General features: G+C 44.4%; 13 protein-coding genes, 1 tRNA gene and 1 pseudogene. 13 read left to right on the top strand and 2 right to left on the bottom strand.

Going from position 1 to position 19389, the window contains the following annotated elements; translation table 11 throughout:
• The first annotated feature begins 51 nt into the window (after window positions 1-51).
• The 10 genes and pseudogenes from E1160_RS05425 (at window position 52) to E1160_RS05470 (ending at window position 13382) form a co-directional block, all read left to right on the top strand.
• A tRNA-Trp gene (locus E1160_RS05425) sits at window positions 52-127 on the top strand.
• Between the two features lie 99 nt (window positions 128-226).
• Entirely contained in the window at window positions 227-415 is a 189-nt protein-coding gene (gene secE, locus E1160_RS05430) for a preprotein translocase subunit SecE (protein WP_155153990.1), read from the top strand.
• A gap of 69 nt (window positions 416-484) precedes the next feature.
• The gene (nusG, locus tag E1160_RS05435; protein WP_328597123.1) at window positions 485-1015 is read left to right on the top strand and encodes a transcription termination/antitermination protein NusG; all 531 of its coding nucleotides are present in this window, start codon (window positions 485-487) and stop codon (window positions 1013-1015) included.
• 149 nt (window positions 1016-1164) lie between these two features.
• On the top strand, window positions 1165-1593 hold the full coding sequence (gene rplK / locus E1160_RS05440) for a 50S ribosomal protein L11 (RefSeq protein ID WP_155153991.1): 429 nt from the start codon (window positions 1165-1167) through the stop codon (window positions 1591-1593).
• A 4-nt stretch (window positions 1594-1597) separates the two neighbouring features.
• On the top strand, window positions 1598-2296 hold the full coding sequence (gene rplA / locus E1160_RS05445) for a 50S ribosomal protein L1 (protein WP_155153992.1): 699 nt from the start codon (window positions 1598-1600) through the stop codon (window positions 2294-2296).
• 294 nt (window positions 2297-2590) lie between these two features.
• Complete coding sequence (rplJ, locus tag E1160_RS05450; protein ID WP_328597124.1) at window positions 2591-3100, top strand: 50S ribosomal protein L10; 510 nt, start codon at window positions 2591-2593, stop codon at window positions 3098-3100.
• Window positions 3101-3155: 55 nt separating this feature from the next.
• The gene (gene rplL, locus E1160_RS05455) at window positions 3156-3530 is read left to right on the top strand and encodes a 50S ribosomal protein L7/L12 (RefSeq protein ID WP_155153993.1); all 375 of its coding nucleotides are present in this window, start codon (window positions 3156-3158) and stop codon (window positions 3528-3530) included.
• A 319-nt stretch (window positions 3531-3849) separates the two neighbouring features.
• Window positions 3850-8028 (top strand): DNA-directed RNA polymerase subunit beta, encoded by a 4179-nt coding sequence (rpoB, locus tag E1160_RS05460; RefSeq protein ID WP_155153994.1) that lies wholly within the window; start codon window positions 3850-3852, stop codon window positions 8026-8028.
• A 112-nt stretch (window positions 8029-8140) separates the two neighbouring features.
• Window positions 8141-12397 (top strand): annotated as a pseudogene (gene rpoC / locus E1160_RS05465) (DNA-directed RNA polymerase subunit beta'); the annotation flags it as partial.
• Between the two features lie 211 nt (window positions 12398-12608).
• A complete protein-coding gene (locus E1160_RS05470) occupies window positions 12609-13382 on the top strand; it encodes a substrate-binding periplasmic protein (RefSeq protein WP_155153996.1) in 774 nt (257 codons plus the stop codon).
• 86 nt (window positions 13383-13468) lie between these two features.
• On the opposite strand, the gene E1160_RS05475 is transcribed toward E1160_RS05470, so the two are convergent.
• Together E1160_RS05475 and E1160_RS05480 are read right to left on the bottom strand one after the other, a co-directional pair.
• On the bottom strand, window positions 13469-13780 hold the full coding sequence (locus E1160_RS05475) for a chorismate mutase (protein ID WP_155153997.1): 312 nt from the start codon (window positions 13778-13780) through the stop codon (window positions 13469-13471).
• A gap of 157 nt (window positions 13781-13937) precedes the next feature.
• Entirely contained in the window at window positions 13938-15641 is a 1704-nt protein-coding gene (locus tag E1160_RS05480; RefSeq protein WP_155153998.1) for a methyl-accepting chemotaxis protein, read from the bottom strand.
• A 726-nt stretch (window positions 15642-16367) separates the two neighbouring features.
• Between E1160_RS05480 and rpsL the strand changes: the two genes are divergently transcribed.
• From rpsL to fusA, 3 genes are read left to right on the top strand one after another with little or no spacing between them, the layout of a single operon-like run.
• A complete protein-coding gene (rpsL, locus tag E1160_RS05485; RefSeq protein ID WP_155153999.1) occupies window positions 16368-16739 on the top strand; it encodes a 30S ribosomal protein S12 in 372 nt (123 codons plus the stop codon).
• Between the two features lie 11 nt (window positions 16740-16750).
• The gene (gene rpsG, locus E1160_RS05490; protein WP_155154000.1) at window positions 16751-17221 is read left to right on the top strand and encodes a 30S ribosomal protein S7; all 471 of its coding nucleotides are present in this window, start codon (window positions 16751-16753) and stop codon (window positions 17219-17221) included.
• A gap of 32 nt (window positions 17222-17253) precedes the next feature.
• Complete coding sequence (fusA, locus tag E1160_RS05495; RefSeq protein ID WP_155154001.1) at window positions 17254-19329, top strand: elongation factor G; 2076 nt, start codon at window positions 17254-17256, stop codon at window positions 19327-19329.
• The last annotated feature ends 60 nt before the right edge of the window (window positions 19330-19389 follow it).

Raw genomic sequence — 19389 nt, forward strand, 5'->3', positions numbered from 1 at the left:
TGCCGGCGTAGTTGCTGCAGTAACTGAGTAGTCAAAGAGTTTGGCAATTATAGGGGTATAGCTCAGTTGGTAGAGCGGCGGTCTCCAAAACCGTAGGCCCTGGGTTCGAATCCTAGTGCCCCTGCCAAAATTGATCGCCTCATCTGGAGGCAGCCTGTGCGCCGCTGGAAGAAATCTCTTTCAGCGGCTCAAGGTTAACTGGACAAGCAAGATTTACTGGAAAATAATGGCTAAAACATCACCAGCTCAGTTCGTTCGTCAAGTCCGTCAGGAAGTTTCTAAAGTTACGTGGCCAACACGTAAGGAAACAGGTATCGCGACATTGATGGTCTTTGTTATGGTGGCATTCATGTCACTCTTCTTCCTTGCGGTTGATAGCATTATTTCTTGGGGTGTTGGCCTAATTTTAGGTTAGGGCTGGTTTTTATCAGTTCGCTGTCCTATAAGCTGAATAGCAAACAGGCAATTTATTGGAGATTTAAAAGTGGCTCATCGTTGGTATGTCGTACACGTTTATTCCGGTTTTGAGAAAAAAGTAGCAGAGTCTATTAAAGAGCAGGCTGAAGCTTCTGATCTGCAGGATCAAATTTTGGACGTGTTGGTTCCAACTGAAGAAGTTGTTGAGATGCGTCGCGGTCAGAAAGTGAAATCCGAGCGTAAGTTCTTCCCGGGTTATATTCTGGCGCATATGGATTTGACAGACGAAAGCTGGCACTTGGTGAATAATACAGCCAAGGTAACAGGCTTCTTGGGGTCTGGTAAGCGTCCATCTCCGATTTCTGCGAAAGAAGCGCAACGTATCTTGCATCAAGTGCAAGAGGGTGTGGAGCGTCCACGTCCATCCGTTACTTTCGAAGTTGGTGAGCAAGTTAAAGTGTCAGACGGTCCTTTTGCAAGCTTCAACGGTATGGTTGAAGAAGTTGATGAGGAACGCGCACGCTTGAAAGTTACTGTGTCGATCTTTGGTCGCTCGACACCGGTTGAATTGGAATATGGGCAAGTTGAGAAGTTGTAATTATAGTTCTTTCTAAGAATTGTAACTTTTTACTTGCTTTTTTCGCTGAACCGATTAAATAAGGCGGCTCAAACGTAACAGGTTGCGGAAGATAGACCCTAAGTTAAAGCCAGGGCGTCGGACCGCGACCATACTCTTATGAGGATATTATGGCTAAAAAAGTTTCGGGCTATATCAAGCTCCAAATTCCGGCTGGTCAAGCTAACCCTTCTCCTCCGGTAGGTCCAGCGCTTGGTGCGGCTGGACTAAACATTATGGAATTCTGTAAGGCCTTCAATGCGCAAACACAACAAATGGAAGCGGGTATGCCGATTCCAGTTGTTATTACAGCATATGAAGATCGCTCTTTCGACTTCGTTACAAAAACACCACCTGCTTCTTTCTTCTTGAAAAAGGCTGCGAAGATTAAGTCTGGTTCTGGTGAGCCAAACAAAAATAAAGTTGGTAAAGTAACTGAAGCTCAAATCCGTGAAATCGCGGAAACAAAGCTTAAAGATATGAACGCTGTTACTGTAGAAGCTGCGATGGAATCCATTAAGGGTACAGCGCGCTCTATGGGTGTAGAAGTAGAGGGTTAATATCATGGCTAAAGTAACCAAACGTATGGCGAAAGCTTATGAAGGTATTGATCGCGATGCGCTCGTATCTGTTGTTGATGCTGTTAAAGCCGTAAAAGGCGCTGCATCGGCTAAATTTGATGAAACTATCGAAATTGCAATGAACTTGGGTATTGATCCACGTCATGCGGACCAACAAGTTCGTGGTTCTGTTTCTTTGCCAGCTGGCACAGGTAAAACAGTTCGCGTGGCTGTGTTTGCGCGCGGTGATAAGGCTGAAGAAGCTAAAGCTGCTGGTGCGGACATCGTAGGTGCAGAAGACTTGATGGAACAAATTCAAGGCGGCATGATGGACTTTGATCGTTGTATCGCTTCCCCAGACATGATGGCTGTTGTAGGTCGTTTGGGCAAGATCTTGGGTCCACGTAACCTTATGCCTAACCCGAAGTTGGGTACTGTGACTCCTGACGTTGCAGCTGCTGTTGAAGCTGCTAAGGGCGGTGAAGTTCAGTTCCGTGCAGAGAAAAACGGTATCGTGCATGCTGGTATTGGTAAAGCAAGCTTCTCTGAAGAAGATATTGTGAAAAATGCTGAAGCATTCATCAAAGCTATTTCTACTTCTCGCCCATCTGGTGCGAAAGGTACATTCATTAAGAAAATTGCGATTTCCTCTACAATGGGCCCAGGCGTGAAAATCGACCCGGCTGATGCAGTAGAAGCGTAATTTTGAAGGAATTCTTGTTAGCTCTTTGGTTTGCCGAAGAGCTAATTTGAAAAGTGAAGGGGACGCCTTTCACTCCTGTCCGAGATTGGAGGTGGCAAGATCTTTTGATCAATGCCTTAATCACCGCCCCCATGAGATAGGTTGGAAAGATTAAAAGTTTTACTTTTTAGATCTTATCCTCCCGGGCAGGCCAATGTCGGTTCTTTCATGTTGAAAGAACTGTGTTTGAACCGGTTTGAATTATCTGTCGCATGGTGTGGCAGTTGAGGAGAACCAAAATCGTGGAGACGATCAGTGAACCGTACTGAAAAGGAACAACTGGTCGCTGAACTGCGTGAAGCATTGGAAGCGTCTACAACCGTTGTAATTGCTAAGCAATCCGGTTTAACCGTATCTGAAGCTTCAGACCTTCGTGCGAAAGCTCGCGAAGCTGGTGCAGGTTACAAAGTAACCAAAAACACCCTAGCGAAACTTGCAATCGAAGGCACTAAGTTCGAGCACTTGGCCGAATCATTTACTGGCCCAACATCAATTGCGTTTTCTGAAGACGCTGTTGCAGCAGCAAAAGTACTTGCTGACTATGCAAAAGCAAACGAGAAAATGGAAATTGTTGCTGGTGCAATGGGTGAGCAAAACCTGGACGCTGCTGGCGTTAAAGCTCTTGCTTCTATGCCGTCCTTGGACGAGCTACGTGGCAAGCTTGTTGGTCTATTGCAAGCACCTGCTGGTAAAGTTGCGAGCGTTACACAAGCACCTGCTGCTCAGTTGGCGCGCGTATTCTCGGCTTATGGTAGTTCTAACTAAGTTGCAGTTTGGAAACCAAACTTATTAAAATTTTGCCTAACTCTGGAGAGATAAAATGGCTGATCTAGACAAACTTGTAGAAGAGCTTTCTGCTCTTACTGTTATGGAAGCTGCTGAGCTATCCAAACTTCTTGAAGACAAATGGGGCGTATCTGCTGCTGCTCCTGTTGCTGTTGCTGCTGTTGCTGGCGGTGCTGGCGAAGCTGCTGCAGAAGAAAAAGACAGCTTTGATGTTGTTTTGGCTTCCGCTGGTGACAAGAAAATCAACGTGATTAAAGAAGTTCGCGCTATCACAGGCCTAGGCTTGAAAGAAGCGAAAGAATTAGTTGAGTCTGCACCTGCACCTGTTAAAGAAGGCGCAACAAAAGACGAAGCTGAAGAGATGAAAAAGAAACTTGAAGAAGCTGGTGCTTCTGTAGAGTTGAAATAATCTCTGGCTACCGTAAGGTAGCATGCGATTAAGAGGGGCGCACCGTTTTGGTGTTGCCCCTCGACGCGCCTTGTAAGTATGGATGAAAATAATTAGATTTTTCATTGATATTTCAGGGCGTTTAGGCTTTTCTAATGAACGTAAATTTATGCGGGCTGCAGAATATCCTACAAAGAGGGCCTATTGGTGTGGGGGCCGACTAAAGAAAACCGCGCTAAACTGGACGTAAGGGGACGATCCTTTATTCGTAAGTGCCATAAGAGGCCGCGACATAAAGCAAGATCCGAACCTGGGTTAACAGATATTGGACGAGGAAAATATGGCCAACTCGTACACCGAACGAAAAAAAATTCGTAAAAGCTTTGGGCGTTTGTCTGAAGTGGCACCTATGCCAAACTTGATCGAAGTTCAAAAAGCTTCCTATGATGCATTCTTGCAAGACGGTATTGACGCAAAAGCGCGTTCTAAAACTGGTCTTCAAGAAGTTTTCGAAAGTGTTTTCCCTATTCGGGATTTCTCTGAGCGTTCTCAGTTAGAGTTTGTTCGTTATGAATTAGAACAACCAAAATATGATACTGAAGAGTGTCAGCAACGCGGTATTACTTATGCTGCGCCATTGCGTGTAACTCTGCGTTTGGTTGTTTGGGATATTGATGAGGACACAGGTGCTCGTTCTATCCGCGATATTAAAGAACAAGACGTTTATATGGGCGATCTGCCTTTGATGACACAGCATGGTACATTCATCGTGAATGGTACAGAGCGTGTTATCGTATCCCAGATGCACCGTTCTCCTGGTGTTTTCTTTGATCATGATAAAGGTAAAAGCCATTCTTCCGGTAAATATCTATTTGCTGCACGTGTAATTCCTTACCGTGGTTCTTGGTTAGACTTCGAATTTGATGCGAAAGACTTGTTGTATGTTCGTATCGATCGTCGTCGTAAATTGCCTGCAACTACATTATTGATGGCGCTTGATAGCGACGCAACACAAGCACAACGTGAGAAATTAGCAAAAGAGGGTAAACAACTTGACCCTGCTTTGGCAACAGGTATCACCAAAGAAGATATTCTCACAAAATATTATGAGACGGTTACACTTAAGTATACCAAGAAAGGTTGGAAGACAGCCTTTGATGGTGATCGCCTGAAAGGTGAGAAACTTGAGAAAGACTTGATCGATGCAAAAACCGGTGAGGTTGTTGCAGCGGCAGGCTCTAAGTTAACAGCTCGTAGCATCCGTAAGTTGGAAGAAGCTGGCCTGAAAGAAATCGCTTTGCATGAAGGCGAAGTTATTGGTCGTTTCATTGCCAACGATATCATCAACGAAGAAACTGGTGAGATCTATTTTGAAGCGGGTGACGAAATCACAGCAGAATCTTTGGAATTGATCGAAGACCTTGGCCTATCTTCTATTCCAAGCCTGCATATCGATTATGCAAATGTTGGTCCTTACCTACGTAACACATTGGCGGCTGATAAAAATGAAAGCCGTGAAGATGCTCTAACAGACATCTATCGTGTGATGCGCCCAGGTGAGCCTCCAACCTTGGAAACAGCTGACGCATTGTTCAAAGGCTTGTTCTTTGATGAAGAGCGTTATGACCTTTCCACAGTTGGTCGTGTGAAAATGAATTCCCGTTTGGAATTCGAATTGGATGAAGTTCCTGACACACAGCGTACTTTGCGTAAAGAAGACATTCTTGAGATCGTTCGTATCTTGATCGAATTGAAAGACGGTCGCGGCGAAATCGACGATATTGACCATTTGGGTAACCGTCGTGTTCGTTCCGTTGGTGAATTGATGGAAAACCAATATCGTATCGGTTTGTTGCGTATGGAACGTGCAATCCGTGAACGTATGGGGTCTGTCGATATTGATTCCGTAATGCCGCATGACTTGATCAATGCGAAGCCCGCAGCAGCAGCTGTTCGCGAATTCTTCGGATCTTCTCAATTGTCCCAGTTTATGGACCAAACCAACCCATTGTCAGAGGTGACACATAAGCGTCGTCTATCTGCCCTTGGACCTGGTGGTTTGACACGTGAGCGTGCTGGTTTTGAGGTTCGTGACGTACATCCAACTCACTATGGTCGTATCTGTCCGATTGAAACACCAGAGGGTCCAAACATTGGTTTGATTAACTCTTTGGCGACATTTGCGCGCGTTAACAAATACGGCTTCATCGAAGCGCCATATCGTAAAGTTGTTGACGGTAAAGTAACAGACGAAGTGATCTATATGTCTGCGATGGGTGAAGGTAAATTCACCATTGCACAGGCGAACGCACCGCGTAACGCTGATGGTTCCTTCGTTGAGGATCTTGTAAACTGTCGTTCTCGTGGTGACTATTTGGTTTCCCGTCCGGAAGACATTGACTTGATCGACGTTTCTCCACGTCAGTTGGTATCTGTGGCTGCAGCCCTGATTCCATTCTTGGAAAACGATGACGCGAACCGTGCATTGATGGGATCCAACATGCAGCGTCAGGCTGTGCCACTTCTCCAATCCGACGCACCATTGGTGGGTACAGGTATGGAAGGTCGCGTAGCAAAAGACTCTGGTGTGACTATCGTTGCGAAACGTTCTGGCGTAGTTGACCAAATTGATGCGACACGTATCGTTGTTCGAATGACTGATGCGACTGATGCATCTGAATCTGGCGTTGACATCTACAACTTGCTGAAGTTCCAACGTTCTAACCAAAATACCTGTATTACACAGAGACCTTTGGTGAAAGTTGGTGACCGTATTGAGGCTGGTGATATTATCGCTGATGGTCCATCGACAGATATGGGCGAATTAGCGCTTGGTCGTAACGTACTTGTGGCATTTATGCCTTGGAATGGTTACAACTTTGAGGATTCTATCCTTATTTCTGAGCGTATCGTGAAAGACGACGTCTTCACATCTATTCATATTGAAGAATTCGAAGTAATGGCTCGTGATACCAAATTGGGTCAGGAAGAAATTACACGCGATATTCCAAATGTAGGTGAGGAAGCACTTAAGAATCTTGACGAAGCTGGTATCGTATATATCGGTGCAGAAGTTAAAGCTGGTGACATTCTTGTTGGTAAAGTGACGCCAAAAGGCGAGAGCCCGATGACACCTGAAGAAAAACTTCTTCGTGCTATCTTTGGTGAGAAAGCTTCTGACGTTCGTGATACATCCTTGCGCGTACCTCCTGGTGACACAGGTACAATCGTAGAAGTACGTGTATTCTCTCGTCGTGGTATCGATAAAGATGAACGTGCCTTGGCGATTGACCGTCAAGAAATCGAACGTCTAGCAAAAGATCGTGATGACGAAAAAGGTATCTTGGAACGTTCTTTCCGTAACCGCTTCTTGGAAATGGTTGTTGGTCAAACAATCGTTGCTGGTCCAAAAGGCATGGATACAAATGTGAAAGCGACAGAAGAATTCTTGGATGAATTCACAACTGCGCATTGGCGTTTGGTTGCTGTTGAAGACGAAGGCGTAAACGATGCATTGGAAGCGTTGAAGAAACAATTCGATGATTCTGTTGGCAAAGTAGAAGCACGCTTCGACGATAAAGTAGACAAAGTTCAATCTGGTGATGAATTACCACCGGGCGTGATGAAGATGGTTAAAGTCTTCGTTGCTGTGAAGCGTAAGCTTCAACCGGGTGATAAAATGGCGGGTCGTCATGGTAACAAAGGTGTAATTTCCAAAATTATGCCTCAGGAAGACATGCCATATCTAGAAGACGGTACACCAGTTGACATCGTATTGAACCCATTGGGTGTACCATCTCGTATGAACGTTGGTCAGATCCTTGAAACTCACCTTGGTTGGGCTTGTGCAAGTCTTGGTCGTCAGGTGAATGAGGCTTTGGAAACATATCGTGCAGAAGGTCGTTCTGATGATCTACGCATCTCCCTTGAGGAAGCTTACAAAGATGAGAATATCGTTGAAGATCTGAAGTCCTATGGCGAAGGTGAACTTGTTGACCTAGCGAAAAACGTATCTCGCGGTATTCCGATCGCAACACCTGTATTTGATGGTGCGCGTGAAGAAGACATCAACGGTTACTTGGATCGTGCAGGATTGAAAACATCTGGTCAGGCGCGCTTGATTGATGGACGTACTGGTGAAGAATTCCACCGTGATGTAACAGTCGGCATTATTTACATGCTGAAATTGCACCACTTGGTCGATGACAAAATCCATGCTCGTTCTATTGGACCTTACAGTCTTGTTACGCAACAGCCGTTGGGTGGTAAGGCGCAGTTCGGTGGTCAGCGCTTCGGTGAGATGGAAGTATGGGCACTTGAAGCTTATGGTGCTGCATATACTCTGCAAGAAATGTTGACAGTGAAATCCGATGATGTCTCTGGTCGTACGAAGGTTTATGAATCTATTGTACGCGGTGATGACAACTTCGAAGCCGGTATTCCGGAATCCTTCAACGTATTGATGAAAGAACTACGTTCCTTAGGTTTGGATGTAGATCTGCATCAGGAAGAGCAATAAGAACCGGGCCCGAGGCTGGTTAAGTTTCCAGCCTCGGACGCCGTATTTTATAAATCGGCTGAAAAGCCTAGGTTTTTTATAGAAAGCGTGACACACGCGAAGGAGAGCCCTGATGAATGAAGTAATGCAACTCTTCGGACAGGCACAAGGCACAAATAATTTCGATAGCATCAAAATTTCGATTGCGTCGCCTGAACAAATCCGTGCTTGGTCTTTTGGTGAAATAAAGAAGCCGGAAACAATTAACTATCGTACGTTCAAGCCAGAACGTGATGGTTTGTTCTGTGCGCGTATCTTTGGTCCTATCAAAGACTACGAATGCTTGTGTGGTAAATACAAGCGTATGAAATATAAAGGCATCGTATGCGAAAAATGCGGTGTTGAAGTAACATTGAGCAAAGTACGCCGCGAGCGTATGGGCCATATCGAGTTGGCTGCACCGGCCGCTCACATCTGGTTCTTGAAATCTTTGCCTTCCCGCATCGGTTTGATGTTGGATATGACATTGAAAGATCTTGAGAAAGTTCTTTATTTCGAAGCATATGTTGTAACAGAGCCAGGCTTATCCCCTCTGAAGCAATTCCAATTGCTTTCTGAAGAAGAATATTTGGATGCTCAAGACGAATATGGCGATGATGCTTTCACCGCGAAAATCGGTGCGGAAGCATTGAAAGCGATCCTCGAAGATATGGATATCGAAGAGGAAATCGAATTCACGCGTCAAGGTATTGAAGAAACAGGTTCTGAAGCGAAGCGTAAAAAACTTGTTAAGCGCTTGAAGCTGCTTGAAGCGTTCTTGGAATCCGGCACACGTCCAGAATGGATGATCATGGATGTAATTCCTGTGATCCCACCTGAGTTACGTCCATTGGTTCCGTTGGATGGTGGTCGTTTTGCCACATCTGATTTGAACGATTTGTATCGTCGTGTAATCAACCGTAACAACCGTCTACGTCGTTTGATGGAACTTCGTGCACCAGACATTATCGTACGTAATGAAAAACGTATGTTACAGGAATCTGTAGATGCGTTATTCGATAACGGTCGTCGTGGTCGTGTGATTACAGGGGCAAACAAACGTCCATTGAAATCATTGTCCGACATGTTGAAAGGTAAGCAAGGTCGCTTCCGTCAAAACTTGTTGGGTAAACGCGTTGACTATTCTGGTCGTTCGGTGATTGTGGTTGGTCCAGAATTGATGTTGCATCAATGTGGTTTGCCCAAGAAGATGGCACTAGAGCTTTTCAAACCTTTCATCTATGCGAAACTAGAACTTTACGGTATGGCAACAACCATTAAAGCTGCGAAGCGTATGGTTGAGAAAGAACGTCCTGAAGTTTGGGATATTCTCGAAGAAGTTATCCGTGAACATCCGGTATTGTTGAACCGTGCGCCGACACTTCACCGTTTGGGTATCCAAGCGTTCGAACCAGTATTGGTAGAAGGTAAAGCGATTAACTTGCATCCGTTGGTATGTGCGGCGTTTAACGCGGACTTCGACGGTGACCAGATGGCGGTTCACGTTCCATTGTCTTTGGAAGCACAATTGGAAGCACGTGTATTGATGATGTCCACAAACAATATTCTGTCTCCTGCGAATGGTAAGCCAATTATCGTTCCGTCTCAGGATATCGTTTTGGGCCTATACTACATCACACATGAACGTGCAGATGCGGTTGCAGATGAAGTATACATTGACTCTAAAGAAGCGTTGACTGCTGCGTTAGAACGTCAAGATGTTGTCATGCGTGACGTAGCTGATCATCATAAAGATATGTCTAAACTGACTGGTGAAGAAGCTTGGACATTGTTGAAAGACGGCAAAGCAACTGCACATCGTCTACCTCTATTCTCTGTTATGTCTGAATTAGAATTGGCGCTAGAATCTGGTGCGGTTACAGTACAAACAAAGATTAAAGCGGTTTATGATACTGTTGATGAAGACGGCAATCCGGTTTCACAAAAAGTTGTGACAACACCGGGTCGCGTGATCTTGTCTCAAATCTTGCCACGTCATCCAAATGTTCCATTCTCCTTGATCAACCAAGTATTGACCAAGAAAGAAATCACAAACTTGATTGACATTGTGTATCGTCACTGTGGTCAGAAAGAAACTGTGATCTTCTGTGATAAGTTGATGGGCATTGGTTTTGGTTGGGCTTGTAGAGCTGGTATTTCCTTCGGTAAGGATGACATGATCATTCCTGAAACAAAGGATACTTTGATCGACGCAGCACAAACAGAAGTGAAAGCGTTTGAACAACAATATATGGACGGTCTGATTACTCAGGGTGAGAAATATAACAAAGTTGTCGACGTATGGGCTTCTTGTTCTGATAAAGTGGCTGACGACATGATGAAAGTTATGGCGGCTCCTGGTGAGAAAGGTCTAAACTCCGTGTACATGATGGCGCATTCCGGTGCTCGTGGTTCTGCGGCGCAGATTAAACAGCTTGCTGGTATGCGTGGTTTGATGGCGAAACCGGATGGTTCCATCATTGAGACACCAATTATCGCGAACTTTAAAGAAGGTTTGAACGTACTTGAATACTTCAACTCCACTCACGGTGCACGTAAAGGTTTGGCGGATACAGCTTTGAAAACGGCTAACTCCGGTTACTTGACACGTCGTTTGGTGGACGTTGCCCAAGATTGTATCATTATCGAAGATAACTGTGGCACAGAAAATGGTTTGACCATGCGTGCAGTGATCGACGGTGGTGACATTATTGAAGGCTTGGCTGAGCGTATCTTGGGTCGTTGCGTTGTTGAAGACGTGAAACATCCTTTGACTGGTGAAGTATTGATCGAAGCTGGTGGCTTGATTGACGAAGAAAAAGCAGACGAAATTGAAACAGCTGGTGTTGATGCTGTCTTGATTCGCTCTGTATTGACTTGTGAATCCCGTCACGGTGCTTGTGCAACATGTTACGGTCGTGACTTGGCACGTGGTACAAAGGTTAACCGTGGTGAAGCCGTTGGTGTTATTGCTGCGCAATCCATTGGTGAGCCGGGTACACAGTTGACAATGCGTACATTCCACATTGGTGGTGCGGCGCAGCGTGGTGCCGAGCAGAACTCTATCGAATCTTCCTTGGATGGTGTGATGAAGATCAATAACCGTAATGTGGTTATTGATAGTGATGGTCATCCAGTAGTGATGGGTCGTAACTGTGAATTGGTACTTGCCGATGAAACTGGTCGTGAACGTGCTCGTCACCGTGTACCATATGGTGCGCGTTTGAAGATGGACGAAGGCGATCCGGTTGTGAAAGGTCAAACAATCGCAGAATGGGATCCATATACTGTTCCGATCATCTCTGAGATGTCCGGTGTGGCACATTATGTTGACTTGGTTGAGGGGGTATCCCTTCGCGACGAGGTTGACGAAGCTACAGGTATCGCCTCCAAGCGTGTTGTTGACTGGAAACAGCAAGCTAAAGGTACAGACCTGAAACCACGTATTACATTGCGTACAGAAGATGGTGAAGTCATCACCCTACCAAACGGTATGGAAGCACGTTACTTCATGTCTGTGGATGCGATTTTGTCCGTACATAACGGTTCTGAAGTTAAGGCCGGTGATGTATTGGCACGTATCCCACGTGAATCTTCTAAGACACGTGATATTACTGGTGGTCTACCTCGTGTAGCTGAATTGTTCGAAGCACGTAAACCTAAAGACTTTGCGGTTATCGCAGACCAAGATGGTTATGTTGAATTTGGTAAAGATTACAAAACAAAACGCCGTATTGTGATCCGTCCAGCAGATGAAAATATTGAGCCATCTGAATATCTGGTACCAAAAGGGAAACACGTTGCTGTTCAAGAAGGCGATTTCATCTCTAAAGGTGAAATGTTGATGGATGGTAACCCAGTTCCACATGATATCTTGGACGTGATGGGTGTTGAGGCATTGTCCAACTACCTATGTAAAGAAATTCAGGACGTATATCGTCTGCAAGGTGTGAAGATCAACGATAAGCATATCGAAGTGATCGTACGCCAGATGTTGCAGAAGATCGAAATCACTGATCCGGGCGAATCTTACTATCTAGCTGGTGAGCAGTTGGATCGTGAGGAAATGAACGAAATCAATGATAAATTGATGGCGGAAAACAAACGTCCAATCAGCGGTAATCCTGTTCTTCAAGGTATTACGAAAGCAAGCTTGCAGACAAACAGCTTTATCTCTGCTGCATCCTTCCAGGAGACAACACGTGTCCTAACAGATGCTGCTGTTAATGGTAAGTCTGATAGTCTTGAAGGCTTGAAAGAAAACGTAATCGTGGGTCGTCTGGTGCCAGCTGGTACAGGTTCCGTGATGAAACATATGCGTCAATTGGCGTCCGAACGTGACCGTGAATTGACCGCGCAAAAAGCGGCGAATCGCAACCAAGCGATTGAAACTTCGGAAGAATCTTCCGAGGAACCAGCTGCTGAGTAATTCATAGTTACTTACTGCGTTAATATTAAGAACCCCGGTAGAGAAATCTACCGGGGTTTTCTTTTACCTATTTTGAGATTTTGTGTTAACATGGTTCTCAGGATTATGTAGTGACGAGCTCGGAAGGTGTCTTATGCGACTATTTCTTTCGTCCTTTTTTGCTTGCCTCTTAATGATGGCAATGCCTTCCTCCGGTAAGGAAATTATACGTCTCACCAATGGTGAATGGAAACCCTATCAATCTGAAGAATTACCTAACTATGGGCCTTATTCAGAAATAGCGAAGCTTGCATTCGCAGAAGTCGGAATAGAGGTGGAGTTTGGTTTCTTCCCTTGGAATAGAGCTACACGCCTTGTAGAAGAGGGACGATGGGATGGAACTTTCTTTTGGGTTGCAACGCCTGAAAGGCGTCAGAAATTTTTGCTGAGTAACCCGGTTATTACACTTCAAGAAGTTATTTATTATAATAAAGATCGCCCGCTAACGGTTGAGCAATTGTCTGACTTTAGCGGTTTAACTTTAGGGCGCATTCAGTCAAGTGCTTTCGGGGGACAATTTAACGAGCTTGTTACCGATGGTGAATTGTCGGTGAGTATCGTTCCGACAAATGAAAATCTATTTAAGATGTTGTATAGCGGGCGTGTCGATTTTGTGCCTGAATTGATCAATAGTGGTTATGATGCGATAGATTCGCTGCCCGATGATTTTGATAAGTCAAAGTTTGGACATTTGGAGGATTTTCAATATGGTTGGATTTCTCACATGATGATATCTAAACGGATTGAAAAAGGGCCTTACTACATCAAGCAGTTTAACAAAGGTCTGCGTAAACTTCAAAAATCCGGCAAATTGGATGAAATTCTTGCGCCTATCTTGCTACCAAAACGACATCAGCAGATTAACTGACCTTAACGATTCAGTTCAATGTCGAAATTACACATGCTGAGGATATTCAGTTCTTGATGAAAGTAGTCGTAATAGGTTGAGGTTAACTACTTTTTACCTTCAGCTTCTAATTTTTTGAACTCACGCATTTCAAAATCGATATAAGCATCGACCATTGGGCGGTAAGCTGCTTCTGCAATTGCTTCATCAAGGCCTACATTTCGCGCAAAACGTTTCACATTGTCGATTACTTGCTCAATACGTTCTGGGATACGAACGATATTTGCATCATCTTTGATGCGTCCTGCTTGTGCGACGTAACCTGCGCGTTCCTTCAGAAGAGTGATGATTTCTTCATCTAAGCGATCAATGTTACGGCGGACATCGGCCATGGACTCGCAATATTCGATTTCGCGCATTTTCTGCTTCCCGTATCAAGCCCTAATCTCGCAATTGAAGGGCGATCTATTGATTGAAGAACGTTCTATATCAGGATTGACTGGGAGGTAAAAGTAAAAATAAGGCGCGCGTAAATTTGTTACGCACGCCTAACATAAGGATAGATAATAAAAAAGCTTATGCTTTGCGGAGCTCTCCTAGAAGGCTACTAACTGCTTCTTCCAAATTTTGAGATAGATTTGCAATGTCACCTGATGATGTATCAAGTACTTCCGAAGCTTTACATACTTCGTTTGAAGCCGATTCAATATCAGTGATCATCGTGGTCGTTTCTTGTGCAGCTCTGGATACCTGCGCAATATTCATTGTGATTTCACTTATCACGCTATTTTGTTGGTCTGCGGCGCTTGCTGTATCCGCGGAAGCTTGGTTAATCTCAGTAATATTACTGATAATATTTTCCATCGCCAAGACAGCCTCTTGTGTTGCTTCTTGAATTTCGGCAATACGAGCACTGATTTCCTCTGTTTTCTGAGAGGTTTCACTTGCAAGTTTTTTTACCTCATCAGCAACAACTGCAAATCCTTTACCAGCTTCACCAGCACGTGCTGACTCAATTGTCGCGTTCAATGCAAGTAAATTGGTTTGGTCTGCAATGTCACGGATAGATGTGACAACTTCACCAATGTTGCTCGCCAATTGGTTTAACTCGTTCACCTTCTGGCTGGACTCAGATGCGCTTGCTGACGCGATATCTGACTTGGTTGCAACACTTGAGACTTGGGACGTTATCTCACTTGAACTGGCGGTCATTTCTTCTGTTGCAGACGCAACCGTTGAAATATTCTCACTTGTGGTCTTAGTAGATGACGCAACTTCACTACTCACATTATGAACACTACTGGATATATCTCCCATATTTTGGGAAATGGATTGTAATTCTGTAGAAGCGGATACAAGTTTTTCTATTGTCTTACCAATCTGTGCGTCAAATTGATCTGCCATTTGATGACGTGCAGCAACTTGAGCTTCTTGGTTACGAATTTCAGCTTGACGTTGTTCTTCTTCAAGTCTTTGTACTTCGATGGCGTTTTCTTTAAAGACTAACACCGCTTGCGTAATATCGCCAATTTCATTTGTTGTATTGAAGTCAGGAATATCCGTTGTCAGATCGTTTTCAGCTAAACGCTGCATGGAGTTGGTTAGAACACGTAGCGGCCGGATAGAGAAGATAATCCATGCTGCAAATAAACCGCCAAGCAAGATAGCCAGACTGGTTGCGATAATCATGATACTGGTAAACTCAGAAGCGGTTGCCTGTGCCAAATCGGCTTCCATCATATTTTTATCTTCTTGCAAATCGATGAATTGGTTAATTGTCGCTAACCAATCAACAAAGTAGGGACGTAGGTCTTGCATAAGAATCAAATATGCAGCATCTGGAATTTCTTTTGTTTGCAATTCGATCACTTGTTCAACCAGTGGATTGGTAGCTGCCTCGATCTCTTTAATACGTTTTAGAATATCTCGCTCTATTGGTGCAATATCATCTCGGGTTGCAAAGATTTCATCCATCTTTTTCGCAGATTTTCTATAATCATCTTCAAGGCGACGAATATCTGCAATTGTTGCCTGTAATTCTTGCTTTTCAGTAACAAGATAGACATCCCGAATAGCGATAGAGCGGTCATGCACACTTCCGCGGAAGTTAATAGCATAACGTTGCTTGACACTGTTTACATCATCAATCTGTGTAAGGGCTTTTTTGATGACATCAACTTCGGTGATCCCAACAATGGTAATCCCAACCATTAAAGTTAGAATAACGCTGAAGCCCATAATCAGGCGCGTTGTGATTTTGAGATTTCGAATAAACTGCATTTTACTGTTCCCACTATCCTATAGAGAGTACTATCTATCATGGTTATCTTGCTAAGATTATTACATAAGTAGACTAAGGTCAAAGCACAACCGAGAGCTCGTCACATTGCTGTTAGAACGCACGCAGGGATAAGAATAAGAAACTTTAGGTCAACTATGCCTCTATGGACCGATGAGATATTCTTTAGGTGATTCTGATTGATCAAATTGTATGCATGTCATAGAAAAGTCCCCCGTGACTGAATGACTGAAATAATGTTTCAAGATTTAGTTTTAAATGAAAGATTCAGACCAGATATTGATCTGGAATAATTGCTTGGAATCTTTTGCTTGACGCCACTTGCTTATCTGCATAGTATCCGCGCGCCTCTAAGAGAGGACTGGTCTGTGAGTCTGATGCGGATTATATCCGGACATTCTTGAAAATATAGTGTTTTTTACTTTTTCGGAAGTGAGGACATTGTCTTTTTACTTATGTGTATTCAGCGCCATACAGTTCAATTAAAGAGACATCGATTCAGTTTCTAAACCAAATTGGATCAAAAAGTTTAGGCCTGATTGCAATACGGAATGTGATTGCGATTGGGTTTAGCGCATTTTGTGTTTCCGGTTTTGGAATCCGATGTGTGCGAAATGTACATAGAGTAATCTGTTAACGGTCTGCTGAATGTTTCCTGATGGATAACAATGGGATCGATTCAGTGGCTAAAAAGGTGAAGAGTTAAAATGCCTACAATTAACCAATTGATCCGCAAAGCGCGGAAAGACAAGCCAAAGCGTGAAAAAGTACCTGCTTTGGAAGCTTGTCCTCAAAAACGTGGTGTATGCACACGCGTTTACACAACAACACCAAAGAAACCAAACTCCGCGCTTCGTAAAGTTGCACGTGTTCGTTTGACAAACGGTTTCGAGGTTACATCTTACATCCCGGGTGAAGGTCACAACTTGCAAGAGCATAGCGTTGTGATGATCCGCGGCGGTCGTGTAAAAGATTTGCCTGGTGTTCGTTACCACACAATTCGCGGTACCTTGGATACGCAAGGTGTTAAAGATCGTAAGCAACGTCGTTCTAAATACGGCGCGAAGCGTCCGAAGTAAGGAGTGGTATTATGTCTCGTCGTCACAGTGCTACAAAACGTCAAGTATTACCGGATGCGAAATTCGGTGATGTTGTAATTTCCAAATTCATCAACTCTGTAATGTTGGATGGTCGTAAATCCACAGCAGAGAAGATCGTATATGGTGCATTCGAAAAAATGGCTGGTCGCGTTGAAGGTGATCCGGTTGCTGCGTTCCATGAAGCTGTTAACAGCGTGAAGCCACAGGTTGAGGTTCGTTCTCGCCGTGTTGGTGGTGCGACTTATCAGGTTCCTGTAGAAGTTCGTGCTGACCGTGCTCAAGCTTTGGCATTCCGTTGGATTATCGAAATGGCACGTAAACGTTCTGAAAACACAATGACAGAACGCCTAGCTGGTGAGTTGTTAGACGCAACAAACGGCCGTGGTGCTTCCATCAAGAAACGTGAAGATACGCACAAAATGGCTGAAGCTAACCGTGCATTCGCGCATTATCGTTGGTAATCCATTCGTAATTCAAACAAGGAAGTAGAGTTATGGCTCGTACACATACACTCGATCTATATCGTAACATTGGTATTATGGCGCATATTGATGCGGGTAAGACCACTACAACAGAACGTATTCTGTACTACACAGGTAAGTCTCACAAAATTGGTGAGGTTCACGACGGTGGTGCGACTATGGACTGGATGGAGCAAGAGCAGGAGCGTGGTATTACAATTACCTCTGCTGCGACAACTTGTTTCTGGAACAATCACCGCATTAACATCATTGACACACCAGGTCACGTTGACTTCACAATTGAAGTAGAACGTGCGTTGCGTGTGCTTGATGGTGCTGTTGCTGTATTCGACTCCGTTGCTGGTGTTGAACCACAATCTGAAACAGTATGGCGTCAAGCTGACAAATACGACGTGCCACGTATGTGCTTCGTAAACAAAATGGACCGTACCGGTGCTGATTTCTACCGTTGTGTAGATATGATGGTTGACCGTTTGGGTGCGACTCCATTGGTGTTGAACCTACCAGTAGGTTCCGAAGCTGAATATGATGGCGTGATCGATTTGTTGAAAATGAAATGGATCCGTTGGGTTGGTGATGAGCTAGGTGCTTCTTACGAATACATCGACATTCCAGCTGAGTTGGTTGACAAAGCTGCTGAATATCGTGAAACATTGTTGGAAACAGCTGTTGAGCAAGATGATGAAGCTATGGAAGCTTATTTGGAAGGCACAGAGCCATCTGAAGAAACTTTGAAAGCTTGTATCCGTAAAGGTACATTGAACGGTTCTTTCGTTCCTGTATTGAACGGTACTGCATTTAAAAACAAAGGTGTTCAACCATTGTTGGACGCTGTTGTTGATTACATGCCGTCTCCATTAGATCTTAAAGACGTTGAAGGTGTTCATCCTGATACAGAAGCTGCTGATACACGTAAAGCTTCTGATGATGAGCCATTCTCTGCTTTGGCATTTAAAATCATGAACGACCCATTCGTGGGCTCTTTGACATTCTGCCGTATTTACTCTGGTACTTTGTCTGCAGGTTCTTTCGTAAAGAACTCTGTAAAAGACAACAAAGAGCGTATCGGCCGTATGTTGTTGATGCATTCTAACTCTCGTGAAGACATCAAAGAAGCGCACGCTGGTGATATCGTTGCGATTGCTGGTTTGAAAAATACAACAACAGGTGACACACTTTGTGTATCCGACAAGCCAATCATCTTGGAACGTATGGAATTCCCAGATCCAGTGATTGAGATTGCTGTTGAGCCTAAATCCAAAGCTGACCAAGAGAAAATGGGCCAAGGCCTAGCTCGTTTGGCTGCTGAGGATCCATCTTTCCGCGTTAAATCTGATGATGAATCTGGTCAAACAATTTTGGCTGGTATGGGCGAGTTGCACTTGGACATCCTTGTTGACCGTCTAAAGCGTGAATTTAAAGTTGAAGCTAACATTGGTCAGCCACAGGTGGCTTACCGTGAAACAATCTCCAAGCCTGCACGTGTTGACTATACTCACAAGAAACAATCTGGTGGTTCTGGTCAGTATGCGCGTATCATTCTTGAGTTTACTCCGAATGAGCCAGGTGAAGGTTATGGCTTCACATCTGAAATCGTTGGTGGTTCCGTTCCTAAAGAATACATTCCAGGCGTTGAAAAAGGCCTAGAGTCTCAAATGGACAATGGTATTCTTGCAGGTTTCCCTGTGATCGACTTCTCCGTGAAGTTGGTGGACGGTGCATACCATGACGTTGACTCCTCCGTAATGGCCTTCGAAATCGCAGCACGCGCTGCATTCCGTGAAGCTATGAACGAGGCGGGTGCGAAACTTCTAGAGCCAATCATGGCTGTTGAAGTTGTTACACCTGAAGAATACATGGGTGACATCATTGGTGACTTGAACTCCCGTCGTGGTCAAGTTTCCTCCATGGACCAACGCGGCCCTGCACGCGTTGTAAATGCGATGGTGCCTTTGGCAAACATGTTCGGTTATGTGAACAGCTTGCGTTCACAACCAAGATGTCGCGCACAATTCACAATGCAATTCGATCATTACCAACAAGTTCCTCAAGCGGTAGCGGACGAAGTTCGCGCTAAATACGCTTAAGGTTAAAAAGAATAAACTAGGAGTTTTAGCGAGGGCTAAAGAAAAGTTTGAACGTAATAA

The organism is Curvivirga aplysinae, from assembly GCF_009711445.1.
Classification (GTDB): Bacteria; Pseudomonadota; Alphaproteobacteria; order UBA8366; family Aestuariispiraceae; genus Curvivirga; species Curvivirga aplysinae.

Coding starts and splice junctions, on each gene's coding strand:
- rplK (WP_155153991.1), top strand. CDS start 1,165: ATGGCTAAAAAAGTTTCGGGCTATATCAAGCTCCAAATTCCGGCTGGT.
- fusA (WP_155154001.1), top strand. CDS start 17,254: ATGGCTCGTACACATACACTCGATCTATATCGTAACATTGGTATTATG.
- rpsG (WP_155154000.1), top strand. CDS start 16,751: ATGTCTCGTCGTCACAGTGCTACAAAACGTCAAGTATTACCGGATGCG.
- E1160_RS05470 (WP_155153996.1), top strand. CDS start 12,609: ATGCGACTATTTCTTTCGTCCTTTTTTGCTTGCCTCTTAATGATGGCA.
- secE (WP_155153990.1), top strand. CDS start 227: ATGGCTAAAACATCACCAGCTCAGTTCGTTCGTCAAGTCCGTCAGGAA.
- E1160_RS05480 (WP_155153998.1), bottom strand. CDS start 15,641: ATGCAGTTTATTCGAAATCTCAAAATCACAACGCGCCTGATTATGGGC.
- rpoB (WP_155153994.1), top strand. CDS start 3,850: ATGGCCAACTCGTACACCGAACGAAAAAAAATTCGTAAAAGCTTTGGG.
- rplA (WP_155153992.1), top strand. CDS start 1,598: ATGGCTAAAGTAACCAAACGTATGGCGAAAGCTTATGAAGGTATTGAT.
- rpsL (WP_155153999.1), top strand. CDS start 16,368: ATGCCTACAATTAACCAATTGATCCGCAAAGCGCGGAAAGACAAGCCA.
- E1160_RS05475 (WP_155153997.1), bottom strand. CDS start 13,780: ATGCGCGAAATCGAATATTGCGAGTCCATGGCCGATGTCCGCCGTAAC.
- rplL (WP_155153993.1), top strand. CDS start 3,156: ATGGCTGATCTAGACAAACTTGTAGAAGAGCTTTCTGCTCTTACTGTT.